The sequence below is a fragment of the Thauera linaloolentis 47Lol = DSM 12138 genome (assembly GCF_000310205.1).
In the GTDB taxonomy this organism is placed as follows: domain Bacteria; phylum Pseudomonadota; class Gammaproteobacteria; order Burkholderiales; family Rhodocyclaceae; genus Thauera; species Thauera linaloolentis.
The window spans coordinates 1-23,185 of the sequence record NZ_AMXE01000001.1 but is presented as its reverse complement, the minus strand read 5'-3'; the positions used below and the strand labels follow the sequence as shown (position 1 = coordinate 23,185).

Sequence of the window (23,185 nt, the reverse complement as noted above, 5' to 3'; positions counted from 1 at the left end):
GCCAGGAGCAGGCTTCAGATTTCGCTCGACAAGGTCTTGCGGTCGATTTTGCCGTTGGGGTTGCGTGGCAGCGGCCCGTCGCGCACTTCGATGCGGTGCGGGACCATGTAGGCCGGCATGCGCAGGCGGCATTCCGCGAGCAGCGCTGCGCCGTCGAGCGTGCCGCCCTGCGGCGGGGTGGCGATGACGGTGATGCTCTGCCCGAGCGTGTCATGCTCGACGCCGAAGGCCGCGCATTCGCCGACCAGCCTGGTGGCGTAGAGGATTTCTTCCACTTCCGTGGGGCTGACGCGGTAGCCGGAGGTCTTGATCATCTCGTCCCGGCGTCCGATGAAGTACAGGAAGCCTTCGTCGTCACGCCGCACAGTATCGCCGGAAAACACGGCCAGCTCGGGCAGCACGAGGCCGCTCTGGCGGCCAGGCGCATGGCTGGGCAGCGGCTTGAAGCGCTCGGCGGTTTTTTCGGGGTCGTTCCAGTAGCCCATTGCCACCAGTGCGCCGCGCTGGACGAGTTCGCCGGGTTCGTTGGGGGCGCATTCGCTGCCATCGTCGCGCAGTACGACCACGTCGGCATTGGGGATGGCCTTGCCGATGGAGTCGGGCCGGCGGTCGGCTTCTGCCGGCGGCAGGTAGGTCGCGCGGAAAGCCTCGGTGAGGCCGTACATCAGGAACGGCTTGGTCTTCGGCAGCATGCCGCGCAGCTTGGTCAGCGTTTCCAGCGGCATGCGTCCGCCGGTGTTGGCGATGTAGCGCAGGTGTTCGGTGATGGTGTCCGGCCATTGCAGTTGCGAGAGCTGGATCCACAATGGCGGAACGGCGGTGAGGCCGGTGACCTTCTCCTTGTCTACCGCCTTGAGCACGTCGCGTGGCATCAGGTAGTTGAGCAGCACTACGCGCGCACCGCTGTGAAAGGCGGTGGTCAACTGCGAGAAGCCGGCGTCGAAGGACAGTGGCAGCGCGGCCAGCAGCGTGTCGCCGGCATGGTTGTCGAGATACTGGGCGACGCTCTTCGCGCCCGCGACCATGTTGCGATGGGACAGCACGACGCCTTTCGGCCGGCCGGTGCTGCCCGAGGTATAGAGGATGGCGGCCATGTCGGCGTCGATGACGCGATGGCCGGGTGTCGCCGTGGCGGCGAGGAGATCGGTCAGGCGGTGAACCGACGCGCCAGGTAGCGTCGGCAGCTCGGCAGGCATGCCGGTCAGGACGACATGGCGCAGGTCGTGGCAACTGGCCAGCGTGCCGGCGAGCGCCGTGAAGCGCTCGGGCGAGGTCAGCAGCACGCGCACGTTGCAGTCCTGCAGGATGTAGCCGACCTGCTCGGCCTTGAGGATGGGGTTCACCGGCACGAACACGCCGCCCGCCGTGGTGGCGCCGAACATGCCGATGACGGTCTCGATGCGCTTGTCCAGATAGATGCCGATGCGTTCGCCGCGTTCAAGGCCCAGTTGGCGCAGGCCCGAAGCGAATGCATGAATGTCGGTTGCGAGCTGGGCATAGCTGCGATGCTCGTTGCCGAAGGTCAGGGCGGGGGCGTCCGGATCGCGTTGGGCGGAAGCGAGAATGAGTTGGTGCAGCAGATGGGTATGGTTCATGTCGGGTCGATTCGTGCAGAGTGATGCGTGTTCAGGCAATGCGCTAGGTTAGCGCCTCGGCATGGGTGACACAACGCGTGGCCTGGCGCGCTATGGAGTTTGCTGCTAGCTTCGGCAAGCTCCGTTGTGCGGACGGGTTGGCGGGAGAGCGTCCGCCATTCTTGACCAGGATCGCCGTGAACCCCGTGAATCTTTTCCTGCCTTCGCCCAATTTCGACATGCGTCCCGAAGGGGAGCCCGTCCGTCTGATCGTTGTGCACGCGATCAGCCTGCCGCCCGATCAGTTCGGAGGGCCGGGAGTGGCGCAGTTGTTTACCAATACGCTCGATCCGGATGAGCACCCGTACTACGCTTCGATCCAGCACTTGCGCGTGTCGGCGCATTACTACATCCGCCGCGACGGCCTGGTGATCCGCTTCGTCGATCCGCGCCTGCGCGCCTGGCATGCAGGCGCGTCGAGCTGGAAGGGGCGGGAGCGCTGCAACGATTTTTCGATCGGGATCGAGCTGGAAGGGTGCGACTCCTTTCCGTTCGAGGATGCCCAGTACGAGCGGCTTGCCCATCTGATCGTCGAACTGCAGAAACGCTATCCGATCGAGGATGTCGTGGGGCACTCGGACATTGCGCCGGGCCGCAAGACCGATCCAGGGCCGTGTTTCGATTGGCGGCGGCTGGATTGTCGCGTGCGGGCCCTGAAGACTTGATCGAAGTGTCAGCAGACGTGTCAAGTTTTGACAAAATGTTTTCGCAACAATAGAATTCGGTCCCTGCTGCTTTGCAGCAATTTTATTCATCGACCGATTTCGGTGCGGCGCCTTCCTCAAGGGGAGACGCAGTTTCATGGACGCACGCACCGCGGGGCCCGTCGTCTGGTTGCGGCGACTGGCTTGAACACCTACTGGCGACCGAGCGTGACTGCATGCAGGCGCGGCTGACCCGCCGTACCTGACTCCGCTTCTGCACACCATGCGGAAGCCCCGGATGCCCCATCGCGGCAATCCGCCCGCAGTCCCTCAGGCCACAGCATGGAGGACACCATGGAACGCGCAACTCGAATCAAGGCGCTTGCGCGCCGGACAAGTGGTGCCGTGCTCTGTATCGCACATGGCGCCGTTCTCGCCTTTGGCCTTGCGGGCATGGCCTACGTCGCCCATGACGGTGCCGCACCCCAGGCCGTCGGCTATGCCGCCGTGCGCATGCAGGACAGGGCTGTGCCGACCGTGGGTGAAGCGGCGATGGCACTAGCGGATGCGCATCGCGTCCAGCCGGGGCTGGTCGTGCCTCATAAGCCAGCGCAGGGGTTTTCGGCATCGACGTCCAGGCAGCCGTCGGCTGCGCTGGCCGCGCTCGGCCTGCCACTCTTCGACCTGAGTACCGGGGACGATGGGTTGTCGCCCGAAATGGCCCGGGTACGCGACTGGATCTCCGATACCTACCGGGTGTCGGATGAGGTGCTGGAGCCTGCGCTGATGGCTGCCGAAGAGTCGGCCGAAGAGCATGGTTTCGACCCGCTGCTGATCGTCGCGATCATGGCCGTCGAATCCAGTTTCAATCCGCGCGCCGTCAGCAACATGGGGGCCCAGGGCCTGATGCAGGTCATGCCGCGCTACCATCAGGACAAGATCGGCCAGGGGCGGGACAAGTACGCTCTGTTCGATCCCGGACTCAATGTGCGTGTGGGTGCCCTGGTGCTGCAGGAAGGCTTGCAGCGCTACGGCAGCATGCAGCGTGCCCTGCAGTATTACAACGGTTCCCTCAAGGATCCGAACGCACGCTATACGCGCAAGGTCATGGCGATCAAGAAACGCCTCGTGGCCGCTTCGGGCCGCGAAACGCTGGTTCAGAACGAGACGTCGGCATCCGCAGGCTGATGTCCGCGCTGCAGTTCGTCCATGCTTCGGCGTGTACTTGATTGCGCGTGGCTCACAGCCTGAGGCGAGCGATGCGTTCCACGGCTTCCAGCAGGCGCTCGCGCCGTGTCGTGTACGCGATGCGCAGGTGCCGGCGCGGCAGGTGGTGGCCGAAATCCAGCCCCGGCGTGGCGGCTACGCCAGCTTCCTCGATGAGACGGTGTGCCAATGTTTCGGCATCGTCCGCCACTTTCGATATGTCCGCATAAATGTAGAACGCGCCCTGCGGCTCCGTTGCCACCGTGAAGCCGAGGTTGCGCAGGGCCGGTAGCAGGGTGTCGCGGCGGTTGCCGAATTCGCGCCGGCGAGCTTCGAGAATCTCCCGTGTCTCCGGGCGGAAGGCTGCCAGCGCGGCGTGCTGTGCGGGTGTCGACGGCGAGATGAAGAAGTGCTGCGCGAGCTTTTCGATGTCCCGCACGATGCCGGCTGGTGCCACCAGCCAACCCAGGCGCCAGCCCGTCATGCCGAAGTATTTCGAGAAGCTGTTGACCACGAACAGGTCGTCGGCGGTATTCAACACGGGGTGGGAGAGGGCGGTCGAGGCGTCCACGCCGTAGCTCAGGCCCTGGTAGATCTCATCGACGATCAATAGGCCGCTGCGGCGGTGCGTCACGGCATGCAGGGCGGCGATTTCATCGACGTGCAGCAGCGTGCCGGTGGGGTTGGAGGGCGTCGCCACCATCAGGCCGCGGCTGCGGCTGTTCCACGCGGCATCCACCTGGGCGGGGGTGGGTTGGTAGCGGCTCCCCGCGTCCACCGGCAGTCCTTGCGCCTTTCCTTCGAAACTGCGCACAAGGTGGCGGTTGGACGGATAGCCCGGGTCGGGCAGCAGCCATTCGTCTCCCGGTTCGGTCGCCGCCGCCAGGGCCAGCATCAGCGCGCCCGATGCGCCAGCGGTGATGATGATGCGCTCAGGGGCGATGTCGGCGCCGAAGCGGTCGTGGTAGAAGCGGGCGATGGCTTCGCGCAAAGCCGGTAGGCCCAGCCCCGCGGTGTAGTGCACCTCGCCACTGGCGATGAAGCGGGCCGCGGCGTCGATGACCGGCCGCGGTGTCGGGAAATCAGGCTCGCCGACTTCCATGTGGATGATGTCGCGGCCCTGTGCTTCCAGCTCGCGCGCGCGGCGCAGCAGTTCCATGACGTGGAAGGGCTGTATGTCGTTGAGGCGGGTCGAGCGATGCATGGCCTGATTGTCCGGACGAGGAGTGGTGGCGGAGGGGGAGCCGAATCATCCCCGAAAAGCGAAAAAGCGCCGACCTGCGGCGCTTTTTCGTGTGTGGAGCAGGCTGGTGTTCAGTCGGCGTTCAGCGCCAGTTCGAACAGTTCGCGCTTCAGCACGAGCTGGCGCGGCAGGCGGTCCTGCAGCTTGTCGAACCACTCCTTGTGCGAGTTCAGTTCGGTGCGCCAGGCTTCGGCGTCGACCTGGGTCAGGGCTTCGAACTCTTCGCGGCTGATGTCGGTGCCGTTCCAGTCGAGATCCTCGAAGCGCGGCATCCAGCCGAGGGCGGTTTCCTTGGCGGAGATTCTGCCCTTGCAGCGGTCGACGATCCACTTCAGCACACGCATGTTGTCGCCGAAGCCGGGCCACATGAATTCGCCTTTCTCGTTGGTGCGGAACCAGTTCACGCAGAAGATCTTGGGGGTGTCTTCGACGACGTGGCCCATCCGCAGCCAGTGGTTGAAGTAGTCGCCCATGTGGTAGCCGCAGAAGGGCAGCATGGCGAACGGATCACGGCGTACCACGCCCTGTGCGCCGAAGGCCGCGGCGGTGGTCTCCGAACCCAGCGTGGAGGCCATGTAGACGCCGAAGTTCCAGTTGAAGGCCTGGTACACCAGCGGCACGGTGGTGGCGCGGCGGCCGCCGAAGATGAAGGCCGAGATCGGCACGCCGGCGGGGTCTTCCCAGGCCGCGTCGATCGACGGGCACTGGCCTGCCGGCGCGGTGAAGCGCGAGTTCGGGTGAGCCGCCTTGCGGCCGGTTTCCTTGGCGATCTCGGGCGTCCAGTCCTTGCCCTGCCAGTCGACCAGATGAGCGGGTGCCTCCTTGCTCATGCCTTCCCACCATACGTCGCCGTCGTCGGTCAGCGCGACGTTGGTGAAGATGATGTTTTCCTTCAGCGTCGCCATGGCGTTGAAGTTGGTCTTCTCGGAAGTGCCGGGGGCGACGCCGAAGAAGCCGGCTTCGGGGTTGATGGCGTAGAAGCGGGTGCTGCCGTCGGCTTCCTTGCGCGGCTTGATCCAGGCGATGTCATCGCCCACGGTGGTGATCTTCCAGCCGCCGAAGCTCTTGGGCGGGATCAGCATGGCGAAATTGGTCTTGCCGCAGGCCGAGGGGAAGGCGGCGGCGACATAGGTCTTCTCGCCTTCGGGCGACTCGACGCCGAGGATCAGCATGTGCTCGGCCAGCCAGCCTTCGTCGCGCGCCATGGTCGAGGCGATGCGCAGCGCGAAGCACTTCTTGCCCAGCAGCGCGTTGCCGCCATAGCCCGAGCCGTAGGACCAGATTTCGCGCGTTTCGGGGAAATGCACGATGTACTTGGTGGTCGGGTTGCATGGCCAGCGGCTGTCTTTCTCGCCGTGCGCCAGCGGGGCGCCGACCGAGTGCACGCAGGGGACGAATTCGCCGTCGGTGCCGAGCACGTCGAGCGCACCCTTGCCCATGCGCGTCATGGTGCGCATGTTGGTGACGACGTAGGGGCTGTCGGAGATCTCGATGCCGATGTGGGCGATCGGGCTGCCGAGCGGGCCCATCGAGAACGGGACCACGTACATCGTGCGGCCGTGCATCGAACCCTTGAACAGCCCGTTCAGGGTCTCGCGCATCACGGCGGGGTCTTCCCAGTTGTTGGTGGGGCCGGCGTCGACCTTGTCGTTGGAGCAGATGAAGGTGCGGTCTTCGACGCGGGCGACGTCGGACGGGTCGGACCAGGCGAGGTAGGAATTCTTGCGCTTTTCCGGGTTGAGCTTGATCAACATGCCGGACTCGACCATTTCTACGCACAGGCGGTCGTATTCTTCTTGTGAGCCGTCACACCAGACGACGCTGTCGGGCTCGGTGAGGGCGGCGATCTCGCCGACCCACTGCTTGAGGCCTTCGTGGCGGACGTATTCGGGGGCAGCGGCAATGGCCGCCTGGGCGTGGTTCTGAGACATATGTACAGCTCTCCCGTGCTGTGATGCGAAACCATTCCCGTCGGTCGGCCATCGTCGAGGCGTGTTGCTGCCTGGCCGGCGGGCTGCGTGGGCGCAAGGTCGCGGCGCCCGATGTCCGATAGCGGTTCATCCGGAAATGGACCGCTATCGGCGAAAGCTCATAATTATGCCACGACCGATACCCGGACATGGATGGAATGTCGCCGCGGAACGCCGCCGCAGCTACCGGCATGCCTGGGGGCGTCTATGATGGGATCGAGGGTTGCGGCGCTTGTTTTCATATCGCAAATCAGTTTTTCGTAATGCGAGAAATGACGATTCGCGGTATCCTGCGTGTGTTCGCGCAAGGGCCGTTCGGCCTGCTCTGTCGTCGGGAGCGGTCGGCGGTGCGTGCCGCGCACTCCACACCGAAGATGAGACAGGAAAGAGACCATGGATGAACTGATCCGCAGCGCCGCCCTCGACTATCACCGCTATCCGCGTCCGGGCAAGATTTCGGTCATGCCGACCAAAGTGCTGTCCAACCAGCGGGATCTGTCGCTGGCGTATTCGCCCGGCGTCGCAGCGGCCTGCGACGCGATCGTCGAGGACCCCACGCAGGCGGCCGAGCTCACCGCGCGCTCGAACCTGATCGGCGTCGTCACCAACGGCACGGCGGTGCTCGGCCTGGGCAACATCGGCCCGCTGGCGTCGAAGCCGGTCATGGAAGGCAAGGGCGTGCTGTTCAAGAAGTTCGCCGGCATCGACGTCTTCGACCTCGAGGTCGACGAGCCCGACGCCGACAAACTGATCGACATGATTGCCGCGCTCGAGCCCACTTTCGGCGGTATCAACCTCGAGGACATCAAGGCGCCCGAGTGCTTCTACATCGAGAAGAAGCTGCGCGAGCGCATGAAGATCCCGGTCTTCCACGACGACCAGCACGGCACCGCGATCGTGGTCGGCGCGGCCATCCTCAACGGCCTGCACCTGCAGGGCAAGGGTCTCAAGACGGTCAAGGTGGTGACCTCCGGCGCCGGCGCCGCGGCGCTGGCCTGCCTGGGCCTGCTCGAAAAGCTCGGTGTGCCGGTCGAGAACATCTGGGTTTCCGATATCGAAGGCGTGGTCTATGAAGGCCGTACCACGCTGATGGATCCGATCAAGGCGCACTACGCCAAGAAAACCGATGCCCGGACGCTGGGCGAGGTCATCGAAGGGGCGGACGTGTTCCTCGGCCTGTCGGCGGGCGGCGTGCTCAAGCCGGAAATGGTGGCGAAGATGGCGCCCCGGCCGATGATCCTGGCGCTTGCGAACCCGACGCCCGAGATCCTGCCCGAGCAGGTGAAGGCGGTGCGTGACGACGCCCTGATCGCCACCGGCCGTTCGGACTATCCGAACCAGGTCAACAACGTGCTGTGCTTTCCGTTCATCTTCCGCGGCGCGCTCGACGTCGGTGCCACCACGATCACCGACGAGATGCAGCTTGCCGCGGTGAAGGCGATCGCCGAACTGGCGCGCGTCGAGCAGAGCGACATCGTCGCCGCGGCCTATGGCGAGAAGGTCGGCGGTTTCGGCCCCGAGTACATCATTCCGCGCCCCTTCGACCCCCGCCTGATCGTCAAGATCGCGCCGGCGGTGGCAGAAGCTGCGGTGGCCTCCGGTGTGGCGACGCGCCCGATCGCGGACTGGGACGCCTATCGCGCCCAGCTCAACAACTTCGTGTGGCATTCGGGTCTGATCATGAAGCCGGTGTTCGCCGCCGCGCGTAAGAGCCCGAAGCGCATCATCTTCGCCGAGGGAGAATCCGAAAAAGTGCTGCGCGCGGTGCAGCAGGTGGTGGACGAAGGGCTGGCGCGCCCGATCCTGATCGGCCGTCCGGTCGTCGTGACGGCCAACATCGAGCGCTTCGGCCTGCGCATGGTGGCCGACCGCGACTATGAACTGGTCAACCCCGACTCCGATCCGCGCTTCAACCAGTTGTGGCAGCACTACCATGAGCTGATGGAGCGCCATGGCGTGTCGGTGGAATACGCCAAGAAGGAGGTCCGTCGCCGCACCACGCTGATCGGCACCTTGCTGCTCAAGTTCGGCTATGGCGATGGACTGATCTGCGGCACCTACGGCATGCACCGCCTGCACCGCGAATTCGTCGAGTCGGTGCTCGGCCGCCGCCAGGGGGTCGATCATCTTTATACGGTCAATCTGCTGAGCTTGCCGGGCCGCACGTTGTTCCTGGCCGACACCTACGTCAATTACGATCCCACGCCGGAACAGATCGTCGAGATGACGCTGCTGGCCGCGGAAGAGATGAAGCGCTTCGGCGTCGAGCCGCGCGTGGCGCTGCTGTCGCATTCGTCCTTCGGTTCGGCCGACTCGCCGACGGCGGAAAAAATGCGCACCGCGCTGCGCGTGCTGCACGAACAGCATCCCGATCTCGCGGTCGAGGGCGAAATGCATGGCGACTCGGCCCTGGATGCTACGCATCGCCTGCAGATCTTCCCCAACGCGAAGATGCGCGAGGACGCGAACCTGCTGATCTTTCCGACCCTGGATGCGGCCAACATCGCCTTCAACCTGCTGAAGAATGCGGCCGGCGAGGGCATGACCGTGGGGCCGATCCTGCTCGGCGCGTCCAAGCCGGTGCATATCCTGACGCCGTCGGCCACCGTGCGCCGCATCATCAACATGACCGCATTGACGGTCGTCGAGGCCGGCCAGGAGGACTGAAGGCGCTTGTCGGTTCCCGCCCTCATCGTTCATCCTCCGCACATCGGAATGCGCGGGTGCAATGAGCGATGACGGACGGGAGGCCGCAGACGGCACTGGTATTGACGGGCGGCGGCGCGCGAGCGGCCTACCAGGTCGGCGTGCTGGCCGCGATCCGCGAGCTGCGCGGCCGTCGTTCGGGCAATCCCTTTCCCATCCTTTGCGGTACTTCCGCGGGCGGCATCAACGCCGCGGCGCTGGCGGTATATTCGCGCAGCTTCAACCACGCCGTGGGCCAGATCGAGCACATCTGGCGCAATCTTCACGTCGACTGCGTCTATCGGGCCGATGCCGCAGCCATACTCGGCAGCGTCGGACGCTGGGGGCTGGCGCTCACGACCGGTTGGGCCGTGCGCCAGACGCCCCGTTCCCTGCTCGACAACACGCCCTTGCGCGGACTGTTGACGAGGGTGCTGGATTTTTCGCAGGTCGGCCGCAGCATCCGGCGCGGCCATCTGCGCGCGCTCAGCATCACGGCATCGGGCTATGCCTCGGGCGAAAGCCTCGCCTTCTTCGAAGCCGCAGCCGACATTCAACCCTGGCGGCGGACGCATCGCATGGGGGTGCGCGCGTGCATCGGCGTCGATCACCTGATGGCGACCAGTGCGCTGCCCTTCGTCTTTCCGGCGGTACATATCCACCGAGAGTTCTTCGGCGATGGTTCGATGCGCCAGCTGGCGCCGGTCAGCCCGGCGATTCATCTCGGTGCCGACCGCATCCTCGTGGTCGGTGCCGGGCGTCTCGCCGAGGAAGTGCGGCAGCGCACGGAAACCTACCCGTCGCCTGCCCAGATCGCGGGCCATGCGCTGTCGAGCATTTTTCTGGATACGCTCGCAGTCGACCTCGAACGGCTCGATCGCATCAACCGGAGCGTGGCTGCGATGACACCCGAGCAGCGGCGGGCCTCGGCAGGGCTGAAACCGATCGACGCCCTGGTGCTGCTGCCCTCGCGCCGGCTCGATGCCATTGCCGGCCGCCATCGAGAGGCGTTGCCGGGCATGCTGCGGATGGTGCTGCGCAGTTTGGGGGCGATGCGAAGCGAGGGGTCGGCGCTGCTGTCCTACCTGCTGTTCGAGCCGGCGTTCATCGGTGCGCTGATCGAGCTGGGCTATGAGGACGTGATGGCAAGGCGCGGCGAAGTGAGCGATTTCCTGCGCCTTTAGCCCGCGCAGCGGATGAGCGTGGGGGGCATTTTTTGTATCAAGCGATGCCAGGACTCCGGGTTCGTGTGACAATTTGCGGGCATTCCGCGAATTCGCTTCAAAAAACCTTGCTATCTGTTTATTTTTGCTACAGATTCAAGCAAGGCAATTTCCAGTTGCACTTTCAGCCATGAAACCTCGCTCCCTGCTTGCCGCCGCCGTCATCGGCCTGTTCATGTTGCAACCGGTTTCGAATCTTGCCGAGGCTGCCGCCAACAAGGCAGCACGGGCCAGTGTCAAGCCCGCGCCGAAGAAGCCGGTCGCGAAGGCGGCCGTCCAGAAGAAGAAAGCCGCGGCCAGACCGTCTGCCCGCAAGGCGGTGAAGAATGCCAAGGCCAAGCCGGCGGCGAAGAACACGCGCCGCGTTTCGGTGCGCATGGCGCCGGCAGCCGCGGGGGTTGCTGCGGCCGCGGTGGCTCCGGCCATGGCGGAGAGCGATGTCGCGCTGACGCTCGACGCCAATGGCCTGCCGCAGCTCGGTTCGAGCGCCTTCTACATCGTCAACCCGGCCAATGGCGAAGTGCTGCTCGAGCGCAATGCCAGCACGGTGGTGCCGATCGCCTCAATCACCAAGCTGATGACCGCCATGGTCGTGCTTGATGCCGGGCAAGGCCTGTCCGAACCGATCAGCGTCGCGAACGCCGATATCGACACGCTCAAGGGCACCGGCTCGCGCCTGGCCATCGGCACCACGCTGACGCGCGAGGAAATGCTGCATCTTGCATTGATGTCGTCCGAGAACCGCGCGGCATCCGCTCTCGCACGCCATTATCCGGGCGGGGAGGCAGCCTTCATCGAGGCGATGAATGTCAAGGCGCGGCTGCTCGGGCTCTGGAACACCCGTTTTCATGACAGTACGGGCCTGAACCCGGCCAACGTCTCCAGTCCGCGCGACCTGGCCAAGATGGTGTCCGCGTCGGCTTCCTATCCCCTGATCCGCGAATTCTCCACTTCGCCCGAACGTTATGTCGACGTGCGCGGCCGCATGACCCGTTTCGGCAATACGAACGGCCTGGTGAAGAGCCCGGAATGGTCGATCAGCGTGTCGAAGACCGGCTATATCTCCGAGGCGGGCCGTTGCCTGGTCATGCAGGCCTGGCTGCACCAGCAGCCGGTCGTCATGGTGCTGATGGATTCCAACGGCCGCTATACGCGAACGGCCGACGCCAAGCGTGTACGCAAGTGGCTCGAGCAGGTGGAAACCCCGCGCATCGCTACGGCGCCGATCCGGCGCGAGGGCTGAGGCACGCCTCCGCCGCCGGCCGCAAGGACGCTAGCGGGCCGCGCGTGCAGCTGAGTATCCCAGCGCACGCGAGATTTCATCGGCCGTCTCGCGCACGAGTGGCGCCCAGTCGGGGTTGAAGCGCTCCGACGGGGTGGAAAGCGACAGGCCGGCAACCAGCTCGCCGCCGTCGTTGCGGATGCCGGCTGCAATGCAGCGCACGCCGGCTTCGACTTCGTCCAGGTCGAAGCCCACGCCATGGCGGCGCACGCGCTCGAGTTCCTTTTCCAGTGCGGGCAGGCTGGTGATGGAGGCCGGGGTCGAGGGCGGCAGCCCGGTGCGGCGGGCATAGTCGCGGATGCGTTCGAGGCCGTCTTCCACCAGGAACAGCTTGCCCGTCGCCGTCGTGTGCAGCGGCGCGCGCGCACCCACGATGTGTACCACGCGCACCGAAGAGCGGCCGCTCGATGTCCGTTCCACGTAGACGATCTCGTCGCCCGCGCGGATGCCGAGGTTGACGCTTTCGCCCGTGGCCGCGTGCAGCTTGAGCATCATCGGCATGGCGGTGTCGCGCAGCGAGATGCGCGATTTGACCAGGCTGCCCAGTTCCAGCAAGCGGATGCCGAGACGATAGATGCCCGCGTCCGTGCGGTCGACGAAGCCGCTGTGGGTCATCGCGCCGAGGATGCGGTGCGCGGTCGAAGGATGGAGGCCGGTTTCCAGCGCAAGCTGCTTGAGCGGGACGGGGTCGGCATGCTGGGCAAGAACATCCAGGAGTTTCATCATGCGTTCGATGACCTGAATGGAGTTCTTGCCTTCGGCGGCGGGTGCTGGATCGATCTTCTTGGCGGACACGGCGGCGCTCTATATGAGCATTCGATAAGGAACGGGGATCTTACCTGCCCGGTCCGATTTCGCCTAGTGAAACGAAGCCCCGGTCCGTGGCGCCTCCAGCCCAGCAGCGCCGTCACGCCGTCTGATTGTGGGCGATAATGCTGGCCCTATCTCATCGGGAACAGCCTTGAACACCTTCCGCCGAAAGCCCCCCGAACCCGCGCCCTCGCATATCAGTGGCACGCTCAAGCTGCGCCCGCGCAATACCGCGGCAGCCGACGGCGATGAGCACGGTGACGGCGCCGTCGAGAAGAGGAAACCTGCGCCTCCGGCCCGGCCCGCCGCGGCGGCCAAGCCCGCGCCTGCAGACCGGCGCTCCCCCGCCGGCGGAAAACGGCCTGGCGGCAAGGCGACGGAGCGGCGGCCGGCGTCCCGTTCCGAGCCGGACGTGCGCAAGCAGCGCGGCGCGGACACCACGGCCCGGACAGAGGTGCCGCCTCCGTCCGGGCAGGTGGCGGTGGAGGCGGGGCCGAAGCCCGAAGGCGTGCGCCTGTCGAAGGTCATGGCCGAGCGCGGTATCTGCTCGCGCCGCGAGGCCGACGAGTTCATCGAGCGCGGCTGGGTCTTCGTCGATGGCAAGCGGGTGTCCGAACTCGGCATCCGCATCCAGCCCGATGCGCGCATCGACCTCGCGCCCGAGGCCGCGCGCACCCAGCGCCAGCGCGTGACCATCCTGCTGCACAAGCCGGTCGGCTACGTATCCGGCCAGCCGGAGCCGGGCTACGTCCCGGCCGTGAGCCTGATCGGCGCGGACAACCAGTTCGACCGCGATACCGCGCAGCGCTTCCATCCCAGCCAGCTCAAGAACCTTGCGCCGGCGGGGCGGCTCGACATCGACTCCACCGGGCTGCTGGTGCTGACACAGGATGGCCGCGTCGCGCGCCAGTTGATCGGTGATGATTCCAAGGTGGAAAAGGAATATCTCGTGCGCGTGGAAGGCAGCCTGCAGGCCGATGGACTGGCGCTGCTGAGCCATGGCCTGGAACTCGACGGCGTGCAGCTGCGACCGGCCCGGGTGGAGTGGATGAACGACGATCAGCTGCGCTTCCGGCTGCGCGAGGGGCGCAAGCGCCAGATCCGCCGCATGTGCGAAATGGTCGGCCTGAAGGTGGTGGGCCTCAAGCGGGTGCGCATCGGAGAGGTGAAGCTCGGCGAGCTGCCGCTCGGGCAGTGGCGCTACCTGCGCGAGGACGAATCGTTCTGATCCTCGCGCCGCCCAGCGCTCAGGCGGGGGCAGGCACGCGTTTCCTCGCCCCAGGCTGCTTCATGCATTTGCCAGCCTGCTTGAGCGCAGCCGCGTGCTCGTCGCTCAAGCCGCTCACCTCGGCGAAACAGCCAGCCAGCGGGCAGTCGAAGCCTGGCGGACAGCCGTGTTCGCATGCGCACTCTTGTTGCGTTTCATCGAGTAGAACCATCTCGTGGACGGCTTCGCACCGGCCGATCGGGGAGTCGATGATGCTCATGACAGTCTCCTTCAAACGTGCCCATCATCCTGGAGGCTTGGAACCTTCTTGTTTTCTGCGTGAAGCTCGGCATCGAACCGAAACCGAGCCTCGGTCAATTCCAGTCTAGTGTGCCCCGGACGTCTTGCCGGGCGATCTGGACGAAGATTGACCTGAGTCAATGGATTGAGGCGGTGCAACGGTGGAGGTGTCACGGGCAGCCTGCGCCCGTTTGCTGCAGTGCGGGTCGCTGAAGGGGCCGCGCACGGGTTCCCAGCCGGGGCCGGGCGAGGTCTGGGCGCAGAACTCACGGCCGTCGAGCTTGCTGCGCCATACATGCCAGGGCGCCGGGGCGGCGCCGGCCGATGCCGCCAGCAGCATGGCCAGGGCGAAAAGGCCCCGCCGCAGGTTCATGGCCGGCTTGCTCGTAACCGGAGAGGCGTGCGGGGCTTCGTTCGGCATGCGGGGCCTGCGTGGGCTTCAGGCCAGCGGCGAATCCGGGGCGTGACTCATTTTCCGCCCTTGGCCCATGAGTCCTTCAGCGTGACCGTGCGGTTGAACACCGGTGTGCCGGGCTTGGAGTCGACGCGGTCGGCGACGAAGTAGCCGTGGCGTTCGAACTGGAAACGCTCTTCGGGCCGCGCGCCTTGCAGTGCCGGCTCCAGCCAGGCGGCGACGGTGCGCTTGCTGTCCGGGTTGATGTCGTCAAGGAAGTCGCGCTCGGCGTCGGGGGCGTCGCCTTCGCGGCGCTGTCCGGGATGAGGATGGGCGAAAAGGCGGTCGTAGAGGCGCACTTCGGCCTGGTAACCGTGCGCGGCCGATACCCAGTGCAGGTTGCCCTTGACCTTGTAGTTGTCGGCGCCAGGCGTGCCGGACTTGGAGTCGGGCATGTATTCGGCAAGCACTGCGCTGACCTTGCCCGCTGCGTCTTTCTCGTAGCCGGTGCATTTGACGACGAAGCCGTAGCGCAGGCGCACGGTGTTGCCCGGATAGAGGCGGTGGAAGCCCTTGACCGGTTCTTCCATGAAGTCCTCGCGCTCGATCCATAGTTCGCGGCCGAAAGGCATGTCGCGCTTGCCCAGTTCAGGCTTGAGCGGATGGTTGGGAGCCTGACACAGCTCGGATTGCCCTGCGGGGTAGTTGGTGATGACCAGCTTGAGCGGATCGAGCACCGCGACGCGGCGCTCGGCGGTTTCGTTGAGGTCGTCGCGCATGCATTCTTCGAGCACGCTCATGTCGATCCACGAGTCGGCCTTGGAGACACCGATGCGGTCGGCAAAGCGGCGGAAACCCGCAGGCGTGAAGCCGCGGCGGCGGGCGCCGATCAGCGTCGGCAGGCGCGGGTCGTCCCAGCCGGCGACATGGCCTTCGTTGACGAGCTGGATGAGCTTGCGCTTCGACAGCACGACGTAGGTCAGGTTGAGGCGGGCGAACTCGATCTGCTGCGGCAGCGGGCGCGGAAAGTGGCCTTCGGTCGCCAGCGCGTCCAGCAGCCAGTCGTAGAAGGGGCGCTGGTCCTCGAATTCGAGCGTGCACACCGAATGGGTGATGTTCTCGATCGCGTCCTCGATCGGGTGGGCGAAGGTGTACATCGGGTAGATGCACCACTTGTCGCCGCTGCGATGGTGGCTGGCGTGGCGGATACGGTAGATCGCCGGGTCGCGCAGATTGATGTTGGGGCTGGCCATGTCGATCTTCGCGCGCAGGATGTGGCTGCCCTCGGCGAACTCTCCGGCGCGCATGCGCTCGAAGAGCCCGAGGTTCTCGTCGATGCTGCGGTTGCGCCACGGGCTGTCCTTGCCGGGCTCGGTGAGCGTGCCGCGGTTGGCGCGCATTTCCTCGGCCGACTGCGAGTCGACGTAGGCCTTGCCGGCCTTGATCAGACTGAGCGCGCAGGCATGCATGGTGTCGAAGTAGTCCGAGGCGAAATACAGATGCTCGCCCCACTCGAAACCGAGCCAGCGCACCGACTCGACGATGGCGTCGACGTATTCCTGCTCTTCCTTCTCGGGGTTGGTGTCGTCGAAGCGCATGTGGCAGACGCCGCCATAGGCTTCGGCCAGGCCGAAGTTCAGGCAGATCGACTTGGCATGGCCGTAGTGCAGGTAGCCGTTCGGCTCGGGCGGGAAGCGCGTTTCGACGCGGCCGCCCCATTTGCCATGGCGGATGTCTTCGTCGACGATGTTACGGATGAAATTGCTCGGTGCGGCGGCGTCGGTGCCGGTCTTCCTGTCGGGGTGATTCATCGGGCTCAAGAATGGACGGTATGGTTGGGGGCGGCCTGTCGGCATGGCCCGTGGATGCTTGTGGTCGGGGTGGATTGTAGCCGATCGGCCGATCCCTTCGGCCGTCCGCCCCGGCGCCCGGAGGGCGTGGCGGCCGTGTGGCTATAATTTGTGCCAAATGGAACACTGCGGAAATGACGGCCGGACTGCCGGCCCGGCGGAGTTTTCTGGAGAAGGAATGGAACAAGATCTCAGTGTCGCCATCGGCTTGCTGGAGCAGCATCCGCCGCTCTATACCCTGGTTGCCGTCGGCGGGCTGGTGGCCGTTGCCTGGCTGGCGAACTGGCTGACCAGGCATGTCCTGCTGCGTGGCCTGCGCAGGCTGCTGGGCGCACGCGTACTCATGGAAGGCGCCGCGCGGGGCGAAGTCACGCCGCTGCGTGTGGTGTCGAGGTTGTCGCACATCGTACCCGCGCTGGTGCTGATGATCGGGGTCGGTGCGGTGCCGCATCTCCCGGCGGCGCTGGTGACGGTGATCGAGAACGTGTGCAGCGCCTTCATCGTGCTGACGGTGGCGCTTGCGCTGAGCGGCACCCTGAACGTCCTCAGTGCGCTCTATCAGCGCCGCCCCGATGCGCGCCTGCGGCCGATCAAGGGATATGTCGAGGTATCGAAGATCGTCATCTACTTCGTCGCCGCGATCCTGATGGTGGCAAGCCTGATCGACCGCTCACCGCTGATCCTGCTGTCGGGTCTGGGGGCGATGGCGGCGGTGCTGATGCTGATCTTCCAGGACACCTTGCTGTCGCTCGTCGCCAGCGTGCAGCTCAGTTCCAACGACATGGTGCGCATCGGCGACTGGATCGAGATGCCGCAGCTCAATGCCGACGGCGACGTCATCGACATCGCGCTGCATACGGTGAAGGTGCAGAATTGGGACAAGACCATCACCACCATCCCGACCAAGCGCCTGATCTCGGATTCGTTCCGCAACTGGCGCGGCATGCGGGAGTCGGGCGGGCGGCGGATCAAGCGCAGCCTGTACATCGATCAGCACAGCATCCGTTTCCTGACCGACGAGGAGCGCCACCGCCTCGACCGCTTCGCCCTGCTCGACGGCTACCTGCCGGCGAAGGAGGCCGAACTGGAGGCCTGGAATACGACCCTGCCGCGCGGCGAGCGCGACATCGTCAATCGCCGCCGCGTCACCAACATCGGCACCTTCCGTGCCTACGTCGATCGCTATCTGCGCCATCATCCGGGCGTGCATCAGGGCATGATGCTGATGGTGCGCCAGATGGCACCGACTTCAGACGGCTTGCCGCTGGAGCTGTACTGCTTCGCCAACACCATCGTGTGGGCCGAGTACGAGAGCACCCAGTCCGACATCTTCGACCACCTGCTGGCGATCCTGCCGGAGTTCGGCCTGCGCGTGTTCCAGCATCCCAGCGGTGCCGACATGCGGGCCTTGGGCAGCGGCCTGCGGGGGGCGGAGGCGCCGGGCGGTCGTGGCCGCCATGCAGGCGTGGCGGGAGAGTTCAAGGTATGAGCACGGGTCTTGCCGCCTTTGCGGCGGTCGGCATCGGTGGGGCCTGCGGTACCTGGCTGCGCTGGGGACTGGGTGTATGGCTGAATCCGATGTTTCCCCTCGTGCCACCCGGCACCCTGGTCGTGAACCTGGTCGGCGGGCTGCTGATGGGGGGCGTGCTGGGCCTGGTCCAGGCCTGGCCCGAGATGCCGCCGGCGCTCAAGCTGTTGCTGACGACCGGGCTGCTGGGCGGGCTGACGACGTTCTCCACTTTCTCGGCCGAAGCTTTCCATCTGCTGCAGCGTGGCGCCCTCGGCTGGCTGGTGCTGCACCTGGTCCTGCATGTCTTGGGTTCTGTCCTGGCGACCTGGGCGGGCTATTCCATTTTCAACCTGCTGAGGGGATGATCGGCTCGGTGCCGGTCATGCTTTGTTGCACACCGGGCGGGCCGTCGCGCCGTGTTCCGCGTGGATAATCACCCCGCCTGTTACAAATCCGGAGGCTCAAGACCATGAAGAAGATCATCGTTTCCCTGACCGCATTCACCTTCGCCGCCGGCGGGCTGGTCGGTTGCGCCAACATGAGCGAGACCCAGCGCGACACGGGGGTCGGCGCCGGCATCGGTGCGGTCGCGGGCGCCGTCATCGGCCGGGCGACGGCGGGCGGCAACAAGAGCAAGAGCACCACCACCGGCGCGGCGGTGGGCGCCGCGGTGGGCGCTGCGGGCGGCTACCTGTGGTCGCAGCACATGCAGAAGCAGAAGGCCGAGATGGAGCAGGCGACCGCGGGCACCGGCATCGGCGTCAGCCAGACCGCCGACAACCAGCTCAAGGTCGACATCCCGAGCGACATTTCCTTCGATACCGGCCGCTACGACATCAAGCCGAACATGCGCCCCGTGCTCGACAGGCTGGCGAGCGGCCTGAACCAGCATCCGGTCACCACGATCACGATCATCGGCCACACCGACAGCACCGGCAGCGATGCGATCAACAATCCGCTGTCGGTCAACCGTGCGGCTTCCGTTCGCGACTATCTGACCGCGCTCGGCGTGTCGGCACAGCGCATCGCCATCGACGGCCGCGGCTCGCGCCAGCCGATCGCCGACAACTCGACCGCTTCGGGCCGTGCGGTGAACCGCCGCGTCGAGATCTTCGTCGCCGAGGCCGCGCAGCAGTAAGGCCGCCCGCGCCCCGTTCCCACGGCCGGCGGTTTCGTCCGGCCTGAAAGTGAAAACGCCCGCCGGGGGGCGGTCCCCGGCGGGCGTTTGCCTGTCCGATCACGGTTGCGTTCAGACGTTCCGGTAAACCTCGGCGCCCGATTTCACGAACTCCACCGCCTTGACCTGCATGCCTTTCGTCAGCGCCTCGGCCTCGCCGATGCCCTGGGCGGCGGCGAAGTCGCGCACGTCCTGGGTGATTTTCATGCTGCAGAAGTGCGGACCGCACATCGAGCAGAAGTGGGCGACCTTGGCCGAATCCTTGGGCAGGGTTTCGTCGTGGAATTCGCGTGCCTTGTCGGGGTCGAGGCCGAGGTTGAACTGGTCTTCCCAGCGGAACTCGAAACGCGCCTTCGACAGCGCATTGTCGCGGATCTGCGCGCCCGGATGGCCCTTGGCCAGATCGGCCGCGTGTGCCGCCAGCTTGTAGGTGATGATGCCTTCCTTGACGTCCTGCTTGTTGGGCAGGCCCAGGTGCTCCTTGGGCGTCACGTAGCACAGCATGGCGGTGCCGTACCAGCCGATGGTGGCCGCGCCGATGCCGCTGGTGATGTGGTCGTAACCCGGCGCGATGTCGGTGGTCAGCGGCCCCAGGGTGTAGAAGGGGGCTTCGTGGCACTGCTCGAGCTGCAGATCCATGTTCTCGCGGATCATGTGCAGCGGCACGTGGCCGGGGCCTTCGATCATGACCTGGACGTCGTGCTTCCAGGCGATCTGCGTTAGCTCGCCCAGGGTCTTGAGCTCGCCCAGCTGCGCCTCGTCGTTGGCATCGTAGATCGATCCCGGACGCAGACCGTCGCCCAGGCTGAAGGCCACGTCATAGGCCTTCATGATGTCGCAGATGTCCTCGAAATGCGTGTAGAGGAAGCTCTCCTTGTGGTGCGCCAGGCACCACTTGGCCATGATCGAGCCGCCGCGGCTGACGATGCCGGTCATGCGGTTGGCGGTCAGCGGCACGTAGCGCAACAGCACGCCGGCGTGGATGGTGAAGTAGTCCACGCCCTGTTCGGCCTGTTCGATCAGGGTGTCGCGGAAGATCTCCCAGCTCAGTTCCTCGGCCTTGCCGTTGACCTTCTCCAGCGCTTGATAGATCGGTACCGTACCGATCGGCACCGGGCTGTTGCGGATGATCCATTCGCGCGTTTCGTGGATGTTCTTGCCGGTGGACAGATCCATCACCGTGTCGCCGCCCCAGCGGATCGCCCAGGTCATCTTGTCGACCTCCTCGTTGATCGAGGAGCCGAGCGCCGAGTTGCCGATGTTGGCGTTGATCTTCACCAGGAAGTTGCGGCCGATGATCATCGGTTCGGTTTCGGGGTGGTTGATGTTGTTGGGGATGATGGCCCGGCCGCGGGCGACTTCGTCGCGGACGAACGCGGGGGTGATCTCGGCCGGAATGGCGGCGCCGAAGCTCTGGCCGGGGTGCTGGCGAGTGAGCAGCGCGGCCATCTTGCGGCCGGTGGGGCCGGCGGCGAGCAGCGATTCCATGTATTGCTGGCGCTGCAGGTTCTCGCGGATGGCGATGTATTCCATCTCGGGCGTGATGATGCCGCGGCGCGCATAGTGCATCTGGGTCACGTTGCCCCCCGCCCTTGCGCGCCGGGGCTTGCGGTGCAGGCCGGGGAAGCGCAGTTCGTCCAGCGCCTTGTCGGCGGCGCGCTGGCGGCCGAATTCGGACGACAGGCCGGGCAGAACCTCGGTATCGCCGCGTTCCTCGATCCATCCCTGGCGCAGCGCGGGCAGGCCGGAGCGGATGTCGATCCGCGCCGCCGGGTCGGTGTAGGGGCCGGAACAGTCATAGACGAAGATCGGCGGGTTCGGCTCGGCGCCGAAGGATGCCGGGGTGTCGCTCTGGCTGACCTCGCGCATCGGCACGCGGATGTCGGGGCGCGACCCCTCGACATGGATTTTGCGCGAATTGGGCAGCGGGGCGATCGCGGCTTCGTCGACCTGCGCGGCGGCGGCGGTGAATTTCTCGGGGGCGTTCATGGGGTGGGGTCTCCGTGGGCGGTATCGTTTCGTTGCGGGCTCTCGCCGCCCCTTGGCGCGGCCTTGCCTGGCTTGCCGGCGCGGGAAAGAGGCGTGAGGGGAGGGGCCGTCTCAGCGCGGGGCGGCCTGGGGGCGCCACAGCGCGTGGAAGTGGTGGACCGGTCCGTGGCCGTTGCCGACCGCGAGTTCGTCCGCGTGCGCGATCGCGTTCAGCATCCATTGGCGCGCATGGCGCACGGCCGCTTCGGCCGCCCGGAAGTCGCCGGCCGTCTGCGGCAGCAGTGCGGCGATGGCCGAGCTCAGGGTGCATCCCGTGCCATGGGTATTTCTGGTCTGGATGCGGGGGGCGGGCAGTTCGACCATGCGGTCGCCGTCGAACAGCAAGTCGGTCAGCGCGTTGCCGGGCAGATGGCCGCCCTTGAGCAATACCCAGCGTTCCGAAGACAGCGGCAGCAGTTCGCGCAGGCGTTCCGCCGCACGGTACATCTCCCTGAGCGATTCGGGCGTGCGCTGTTCGAGCAGCACGCCGGCTTCAGGCAGGTTGGGGGTGATCATGAAGGCCTGCGGGAACAGCGCTTCGCGCATCATCGCAATGGCGTTCTTCGCCAGCAGGCTGTCGCCGCTCTTGGCGACCATCACCGGGTCGAGCACGACGTTGACGGCCTTCCAGTGCGCGAGGCGGTCCGCGACCGTGGCGGTGACCTCGGCGCTGCCGAGCATGCCGATCTTGGTGGCATGCAACTGGACGTCGGCGAACAGGGTATCGATCTGCAGGCGCAGGAAATCGATGGGCGGTACATGCACGCCGGTGACGGCCCGTGTGTTCTGGGCGGTCAGTGCCGCCACCACGCCGCAGCCGTATGCGCCGAGCGCGGAAAAGGCCTTGAGGTCGGCGAAGACGCCGGCGCCGCCGGACGGGTCGATGCCCGCAATCGAGACGACGTTCGGGATGCGGGACGGAACGGAGGATGCGCTGCCGGCGGCGGCAGCGCTTGAAGCGGATGGATTCATGTGTACGTTTCCCTACGCCGGTGCGAGCCGGATCAGGTTCCAAGGGTGTATCTCAGCCCGTGCGCCACGGGCACCCCCAACGAGAACGGCAGACGATACTGTATGCACCCAGGCGTGGCAAGGCCCTCAAGATTTCCGCGTTGCCGCCGTTTAGCATTGCATCAATCCCGAATCCGGCTGCTTCGATGAAACCGTCCCGTCTGGCTGTCCTGGCCATGTTGATCGCCATGCCCTTGCAGGAGGTGCTCGCCGCCGATTGGCAACTGGTGCTGAGCGACCGCGACCGGCGTGTGGAAATCGATCGCGCCAGCATCTTTTCGTCCGACCGAGGCACCAAGGTGTCGTGGGGCAGGGTCGTGCTGAGCAACGCGGAAGCTGCATCTTCGGGCTATGCCACGATCAAGGCGCTCAACCGCTACGACTGCCAGAACCGGACTTTCGTCACGGTCAAGCGCGTCTATCTCGACATCGGCGACAACATCTTGCGCGAGGAGGCGGTCGCGGACCAGGCACCGCTGCGCGTCACGCCCAATTCGGTGGATGAGCGGATGTGGCGCGAGGTGTGCAGTCCTCCGTCCGCGGCCGACGTGCAGAAGGTCGCGAGCGAAATCCAGAAGCTGGCCACGGCCATGCAGCCTGCGGGTGGCGCTGCCGCGGCGGCGCCTGCGAAGGCTGCTCCCGCGGCCACACCCGCCGGGGCCCAAGCACCGGCGGCGTTCGGGCAGGCTGCGGAGACGGCGCGTCCGGCTCCGATCGAGGCGCGCGACACCGCGGTGCGTCCGATCCGTACGGCGGACGTGCCGCCGGCGCCGGCGCCTTCCGCCGGCGATGCGTCGCAGGCATCGATCGTGCCGACCCTGCCGCGCATCAGGCCCCCCAGGCCCGATCCGGAAACCTTGGAGCGCGAGGCGCCGAGCGCTGCGGCGGAGCCGCGCAAGGCCGGGAGCCCGGCGCCCGTGGCTGCGCGCCCCGCATCGGCGCAGAAGGCGGAGGTTCCGCCCAGGCGGTCTGCGCCTGAGGCGGCCAGGCCGCGCCGCGTGCCGGCGGCGG

General features: G+C 66.1%; 18 protein-coding genes and 1 riboswitch. Of the genes, 10 read left to right on the top strand and 8 right to left on the bottom strand.

Annotation, left to right across the window (positions count from 1 at the left end; all coding sequences use genetic code 11):
* Positions 1 to 14: 14 nt before the first annotated feature.
* Positions 15 to 1,595 (bottom strand): acyl-CoA ligase (AMP-forming), exosortase A system-associated, encoded by a 1,581-nt coding sequence (locus tag C666_RS00095; protein WP_004332259.1) that lies wholly within the window; start codon positions 1,593 to 1,595, stop codon positions 15 to 17.
* 161 nt (positions 1,596 to 1,756) lie between these two features.
* Between C666_RS00095 and ampD the strand changes: the two genes are divergently transcribed.
* Positions 1,757 to 2,299, top strand: a complete 543-nt coding sequence (gene ampD, locus C666_RS00090) for a 1,6-anhydro-N-acetylmuramyl-L-alanine amidase AmpD (protein ID WP_004332256.1) — start codon at positions 1,757 to 1,759, stop codon at positions 2,297 to 2,299.
* Between the two features lie 333 nt (positions 2,300 to 2,632).
* On the top strand, positions 2,633 to 3,466 hold the full coding sequence (locus C666_RS00085; protein ID WP_028792179.1) for a lytic transglycosylase domain-containing protein: 834 nt from the start codon (positions 2,633 to 2,635) through the stop codon (positions 3,464 to 3,466).
* Between the two features lie 52 nt (positions 3,467 to 3,518).
* On the opposite strand, the gene C666_RS00080 is transcribed toward C666_RS00085, so the two are convergent.
* On the bottom strand, positions 3,519 to 4,688 hold the full coding sequence (locus C666_RS00080; RefSeq protein WP_004332252.1) for a pyridoxal phosphate-dependent aminotransferase: 1,170 nt from the start codon (positions 4,686 to 4,688) through the stop codon (positions 3,519 to 3,521).
* A 110-nt stretch (positions 4,689 to 4,798) separates the two neighbouring features.
* Positions 4,799 to 6,658, bottom strand: a complete 1,860-nt coding sequence (locus tag C666_RS00075; protein ID WP_004332251.1) for a phosphoenolpyruvate carboxykinase (GTP) — start codon at positions 6,656 to 6,658, stop codon at positions 4,799 to 4,801.
* A gap of 432 nt (positions 6,659 to 7,090) precedes the next feature.
* Here C666_RS00075 and C666_RS00070 point away from each other — a divergent pair, with 432 nt between their 5' ends.
* The 3 genes from C666_RS00070 (at position 7,091) to C666_RS00060 (ending at position 11,848) form a co-directional block, all read left to right on the top strand.
* Positions 7,091 to 9,364: an NADP-dependent malic enzyme gene (locus C666_RS00070; RefSeq protein WP_004332249.1), complete on the top strand. Its 2,274-nt coding sequence runs from the start codon at positions 7,091 to 7,093 to the stop codon at positions 9,362 to 9,364.
* A 68-nt stretch (positions 9,365 to 9,432) separates the two neighbouring features.
* Positions 9,433 to 10,566: a patatin-like phospholipase family protein gene (locus C666_RS00065; protein ID WP_004332248.1), complete on the top strand. Its 1,134-nt coding sequence runs from the start codon at positions 9,433 to 9,435 to the stop codon at positions 10,564 to 10,566.
* Between the two features lie 169 nt (positions 10,567 to 10,735).
* Positions 10,736 to 11,848: a serine hydrolase gene (locus tag C666_RS00060; protein WP_004332245.1), complete on the top strand. Its 1,113-nt coding sequence runs from the start codon at positions 10,736 to 10,738 to the stop codon at positions 11,846 to 11,848.
* Positions 11,849 to 11,878: 30 nt separating this feature from the next.
* Here the strand turns inward: C666_RS00060 and C666_RS00055 are convergent, their stop codons facing one another.
* On the bottom strand, positions 11,879 to 12,682 hold the full coding sequence (locus tag C666_RS00055; protein WP_004332242.1) for an IclR family transcriptional regulator: 804 nt from the start codon (positions 12,680 to 12,682) through the stop codon (positions 11,879 to 11,881).
* Positions 12,683 to 13,109: 427 nt separating this feature from the next.
* Here C666_RS00055 and C666_RS00050 point away from each other — a divergent pair, with 427 nt between their 5' ends.
* The gene (locus C666_RS00050) at positions 13,110 to 13,925 is read left to right on the top strand and encodes a pseudouridine synthase (protein WP_004332240.1); all 816 of its coding nucleotides are present in this window, start codon (positions 13,110 to 13,112) and stop codon (positions 13,923 to 13,925) included.
* A gap of 19 nt (positions 13,926 to 13,944) precedes the next feature.
* On the opposite strand, the gene C666_RS00045 is transcribed toward C666_RS00050, so the two are convergent.
* On the bottom strand, positions 13,945 to 14,184 hold the full coding sequence (locus tag C666_RS00045) for a hypothetical protein (RefSeq protein ID WP_004332238.1): 240 nt from the start codon (positions 14,182 to 14,184) through the stop codon (positions 13,945 to 13,947).
* 488 nt (positions 14,185 to 14,672) lie between these two features.
* Positions 14,673 to 16,409, bottom strand: coding sequence for a glutamine--tRNA ligase/YqeY domain fusion protein (locus C666_RS00035; protein ID WP_004332234.1), 1,737 nt, complete (start codon positions 16,407 to 16,409; stop codon positions 14,673 to 14,675).
* 217 nt (positions 16,410 to 16,626) lie between these two features.
* On the opposite strand from C666_RS00035, the gene C666_RS00030 reads away from it, so the two are divergent.
* From C666_RS00030 to C666_RS00020, 3 genes are all read left to right on the top strand, one after another.
* Positions 16,627 to 17,937, top strand: coding sequence for a mechanosensitive ion channel family protein (locus C666_RS00030; protein ID WP_004332232.1), 1,311 nt, complete (start codon positions 16,627 to 16,629; stop codon positions 17,935 to 17,937).
* Positions 17,934 to 18,323, top strand: coding sequence for a fluoride efflux transporter CrcB (crcB, locus tag C666_RS00025; protein WP_004332231.1), 390 nt, complete (start codon positions 17,934 to 17,936; stop codon positions 18,321 to 18,323). The genes C666_RS00030 and crcB overlap by 4 nt, the downstream gene beginning before the upstream one ends.
* Positions 18,324 to 18,427: 104 nt before the next feature.
* Entirely contained in the window at positions 18,428 to 19,096 is a 669-nt protein-coding gene (locus tag C666_RS00020; RefSeq protein ID WP_004332228.1) for a YiaD family glycine zipper/OmpA-like lipoprotein, read from the top strand.
* Positions 19,097 to 19,207: 111 nt separating this feature from the next.
* On the opposite strand, the gene thiC is transcribed toward C666_RS00020, so the two are convergent.
* Complete coding sequence (gene thiC, locus C666_RS00015) at positions 19,208 to 21,124, bottom strand: phosphomethylpyrimidine synthase ThiC (RefSeq protein WP_004332226.1); 1,917 nt, start codon at positions 21,122 to 21,124, stop codon at positions 19,208 to 19,210.
* A 111-nt stretch (positions 21,125 to 21,235) separates the two neighbouring features.
* Entirely contained in the window at positions 21,236 to 22,135 is a 900-nt protein-coding gene (gene thiD / locus C666_RS00010; RefSeq protein WP_004332225.1) for a bifunctional hydroxymethylpyrimidine kinase/phosphomethylpyrimidine kinase, read from the bottom strand.
* A riboswitch (TPP riboswitch) is annotated at positions 22,128 to 22,223 on the bottom strand. (Overlaps the previous gene by 8 nt.)
* A 97-nt stretch (positions 22,224 to 22,320) precedes the next feature.
* On the opposite strand from thiD, the gene C666_RS20085 reads away from it, so the two are divergent.
* Positions 22,321 to 23,185 (top strand): surface-adhesin E family protein (locus C666_RS20085; RefSeq protein ID WP_370701726.1); only part of this gene is annotated, 865 nt, incomplete at its 3' end.

Coding starts and splice junctions, on each gene's coding strand:
- C666_RS00080 (WP_004332252.1), bottom strand. CDS start 4,688: ATGCATCGCTCGACCCGCCTCAACGACATACAGCCCTTCCACGTCATG.
- C666_RS00030 (WP_004332232.1), top strand. CDS start 16,627: ATGGAACAAGATCTCAGTGTCGCCATCGGCTTGCTGGAGCAGCATCCG.
- C666_RS00060 (WP_004332245.1), top strand. CDS start 10,736: ATGAAACCTCGCTCCCTGCTTGCCGCCGCCGTCATCGGCCTGTTCATG.
- thiD (WP_004332225.1), bottom strand. CDS start 22,135: ATGAATCCATCCGCTTCAAGCGCTGCCGCCGCCGGCAGCGCATCCTCC.
- C666_RS00020 (WP_004332228.1), top strand. CDS start 18,428: ATGAAGAAGATCATCGTTTCCCTGACCGCATTCACCTTCGCCGCCGGC.
- C666_RS00075 (WP_004332251.1), bottom strand. CDS start 6,658: ATGTCTCAGAACCACGCCCAGGCGGCCATTGCCGCTGCCCCCGAATAC.
- C666_RS00035 (WP_004332234.1), bottom strand. CDS start 16,409: ATGAATCACCCCGACAGGAAGACCGGCACCGACGCCGCCGCACCGAGC.
- C666_RS00045 (WP_004332238.1), bottom strand. CDS start 14,184: ATGAGCATCATCGACTCCCCGATCGGCCGGTGCGAAGCCGTCCACGAG.
- C666_RS00095 (WP_004332259.1), bottom strand. CDS start 1,595: ATGAACCATACCCATCTGCTGCACCAACTCATTCTCGCTTCCGCCCAA.
- C666_RS00070 (WP_004332249.1), top strand. CDS start 7,091: ATGGATGAACTGATCCGCAGCGCCGCCCTCGACTATCACCGCTATCCG.
- C666_RS00085 (WP_028792179.1), top strand. CDS start 2,633: ATGGAACGCGCAACTCGAATCAAGGCGCTTGCGCGCCGGACAAGTGGT.
- crcB (WP_004332231.1), top strand. CDS start 17,934: ATGAGCACGGGTCTTGCCGCCTTTGCGGCGGTCGGCATCGGTGGGGCC.
- C666_RS00065 (WP_004332248.1), top strand. CDS start 9,433: ATGACGGACGGGAGGCCGCAGACGGCACTGGTATTGACGGGCGGCGGC.
- thiC (WP_004332226.1), bottom strand. CDS start 21,124: ATGAACGCCCCCGAGAAATTCACCGCCGCCGCCGCGCAGGTCGACGAA.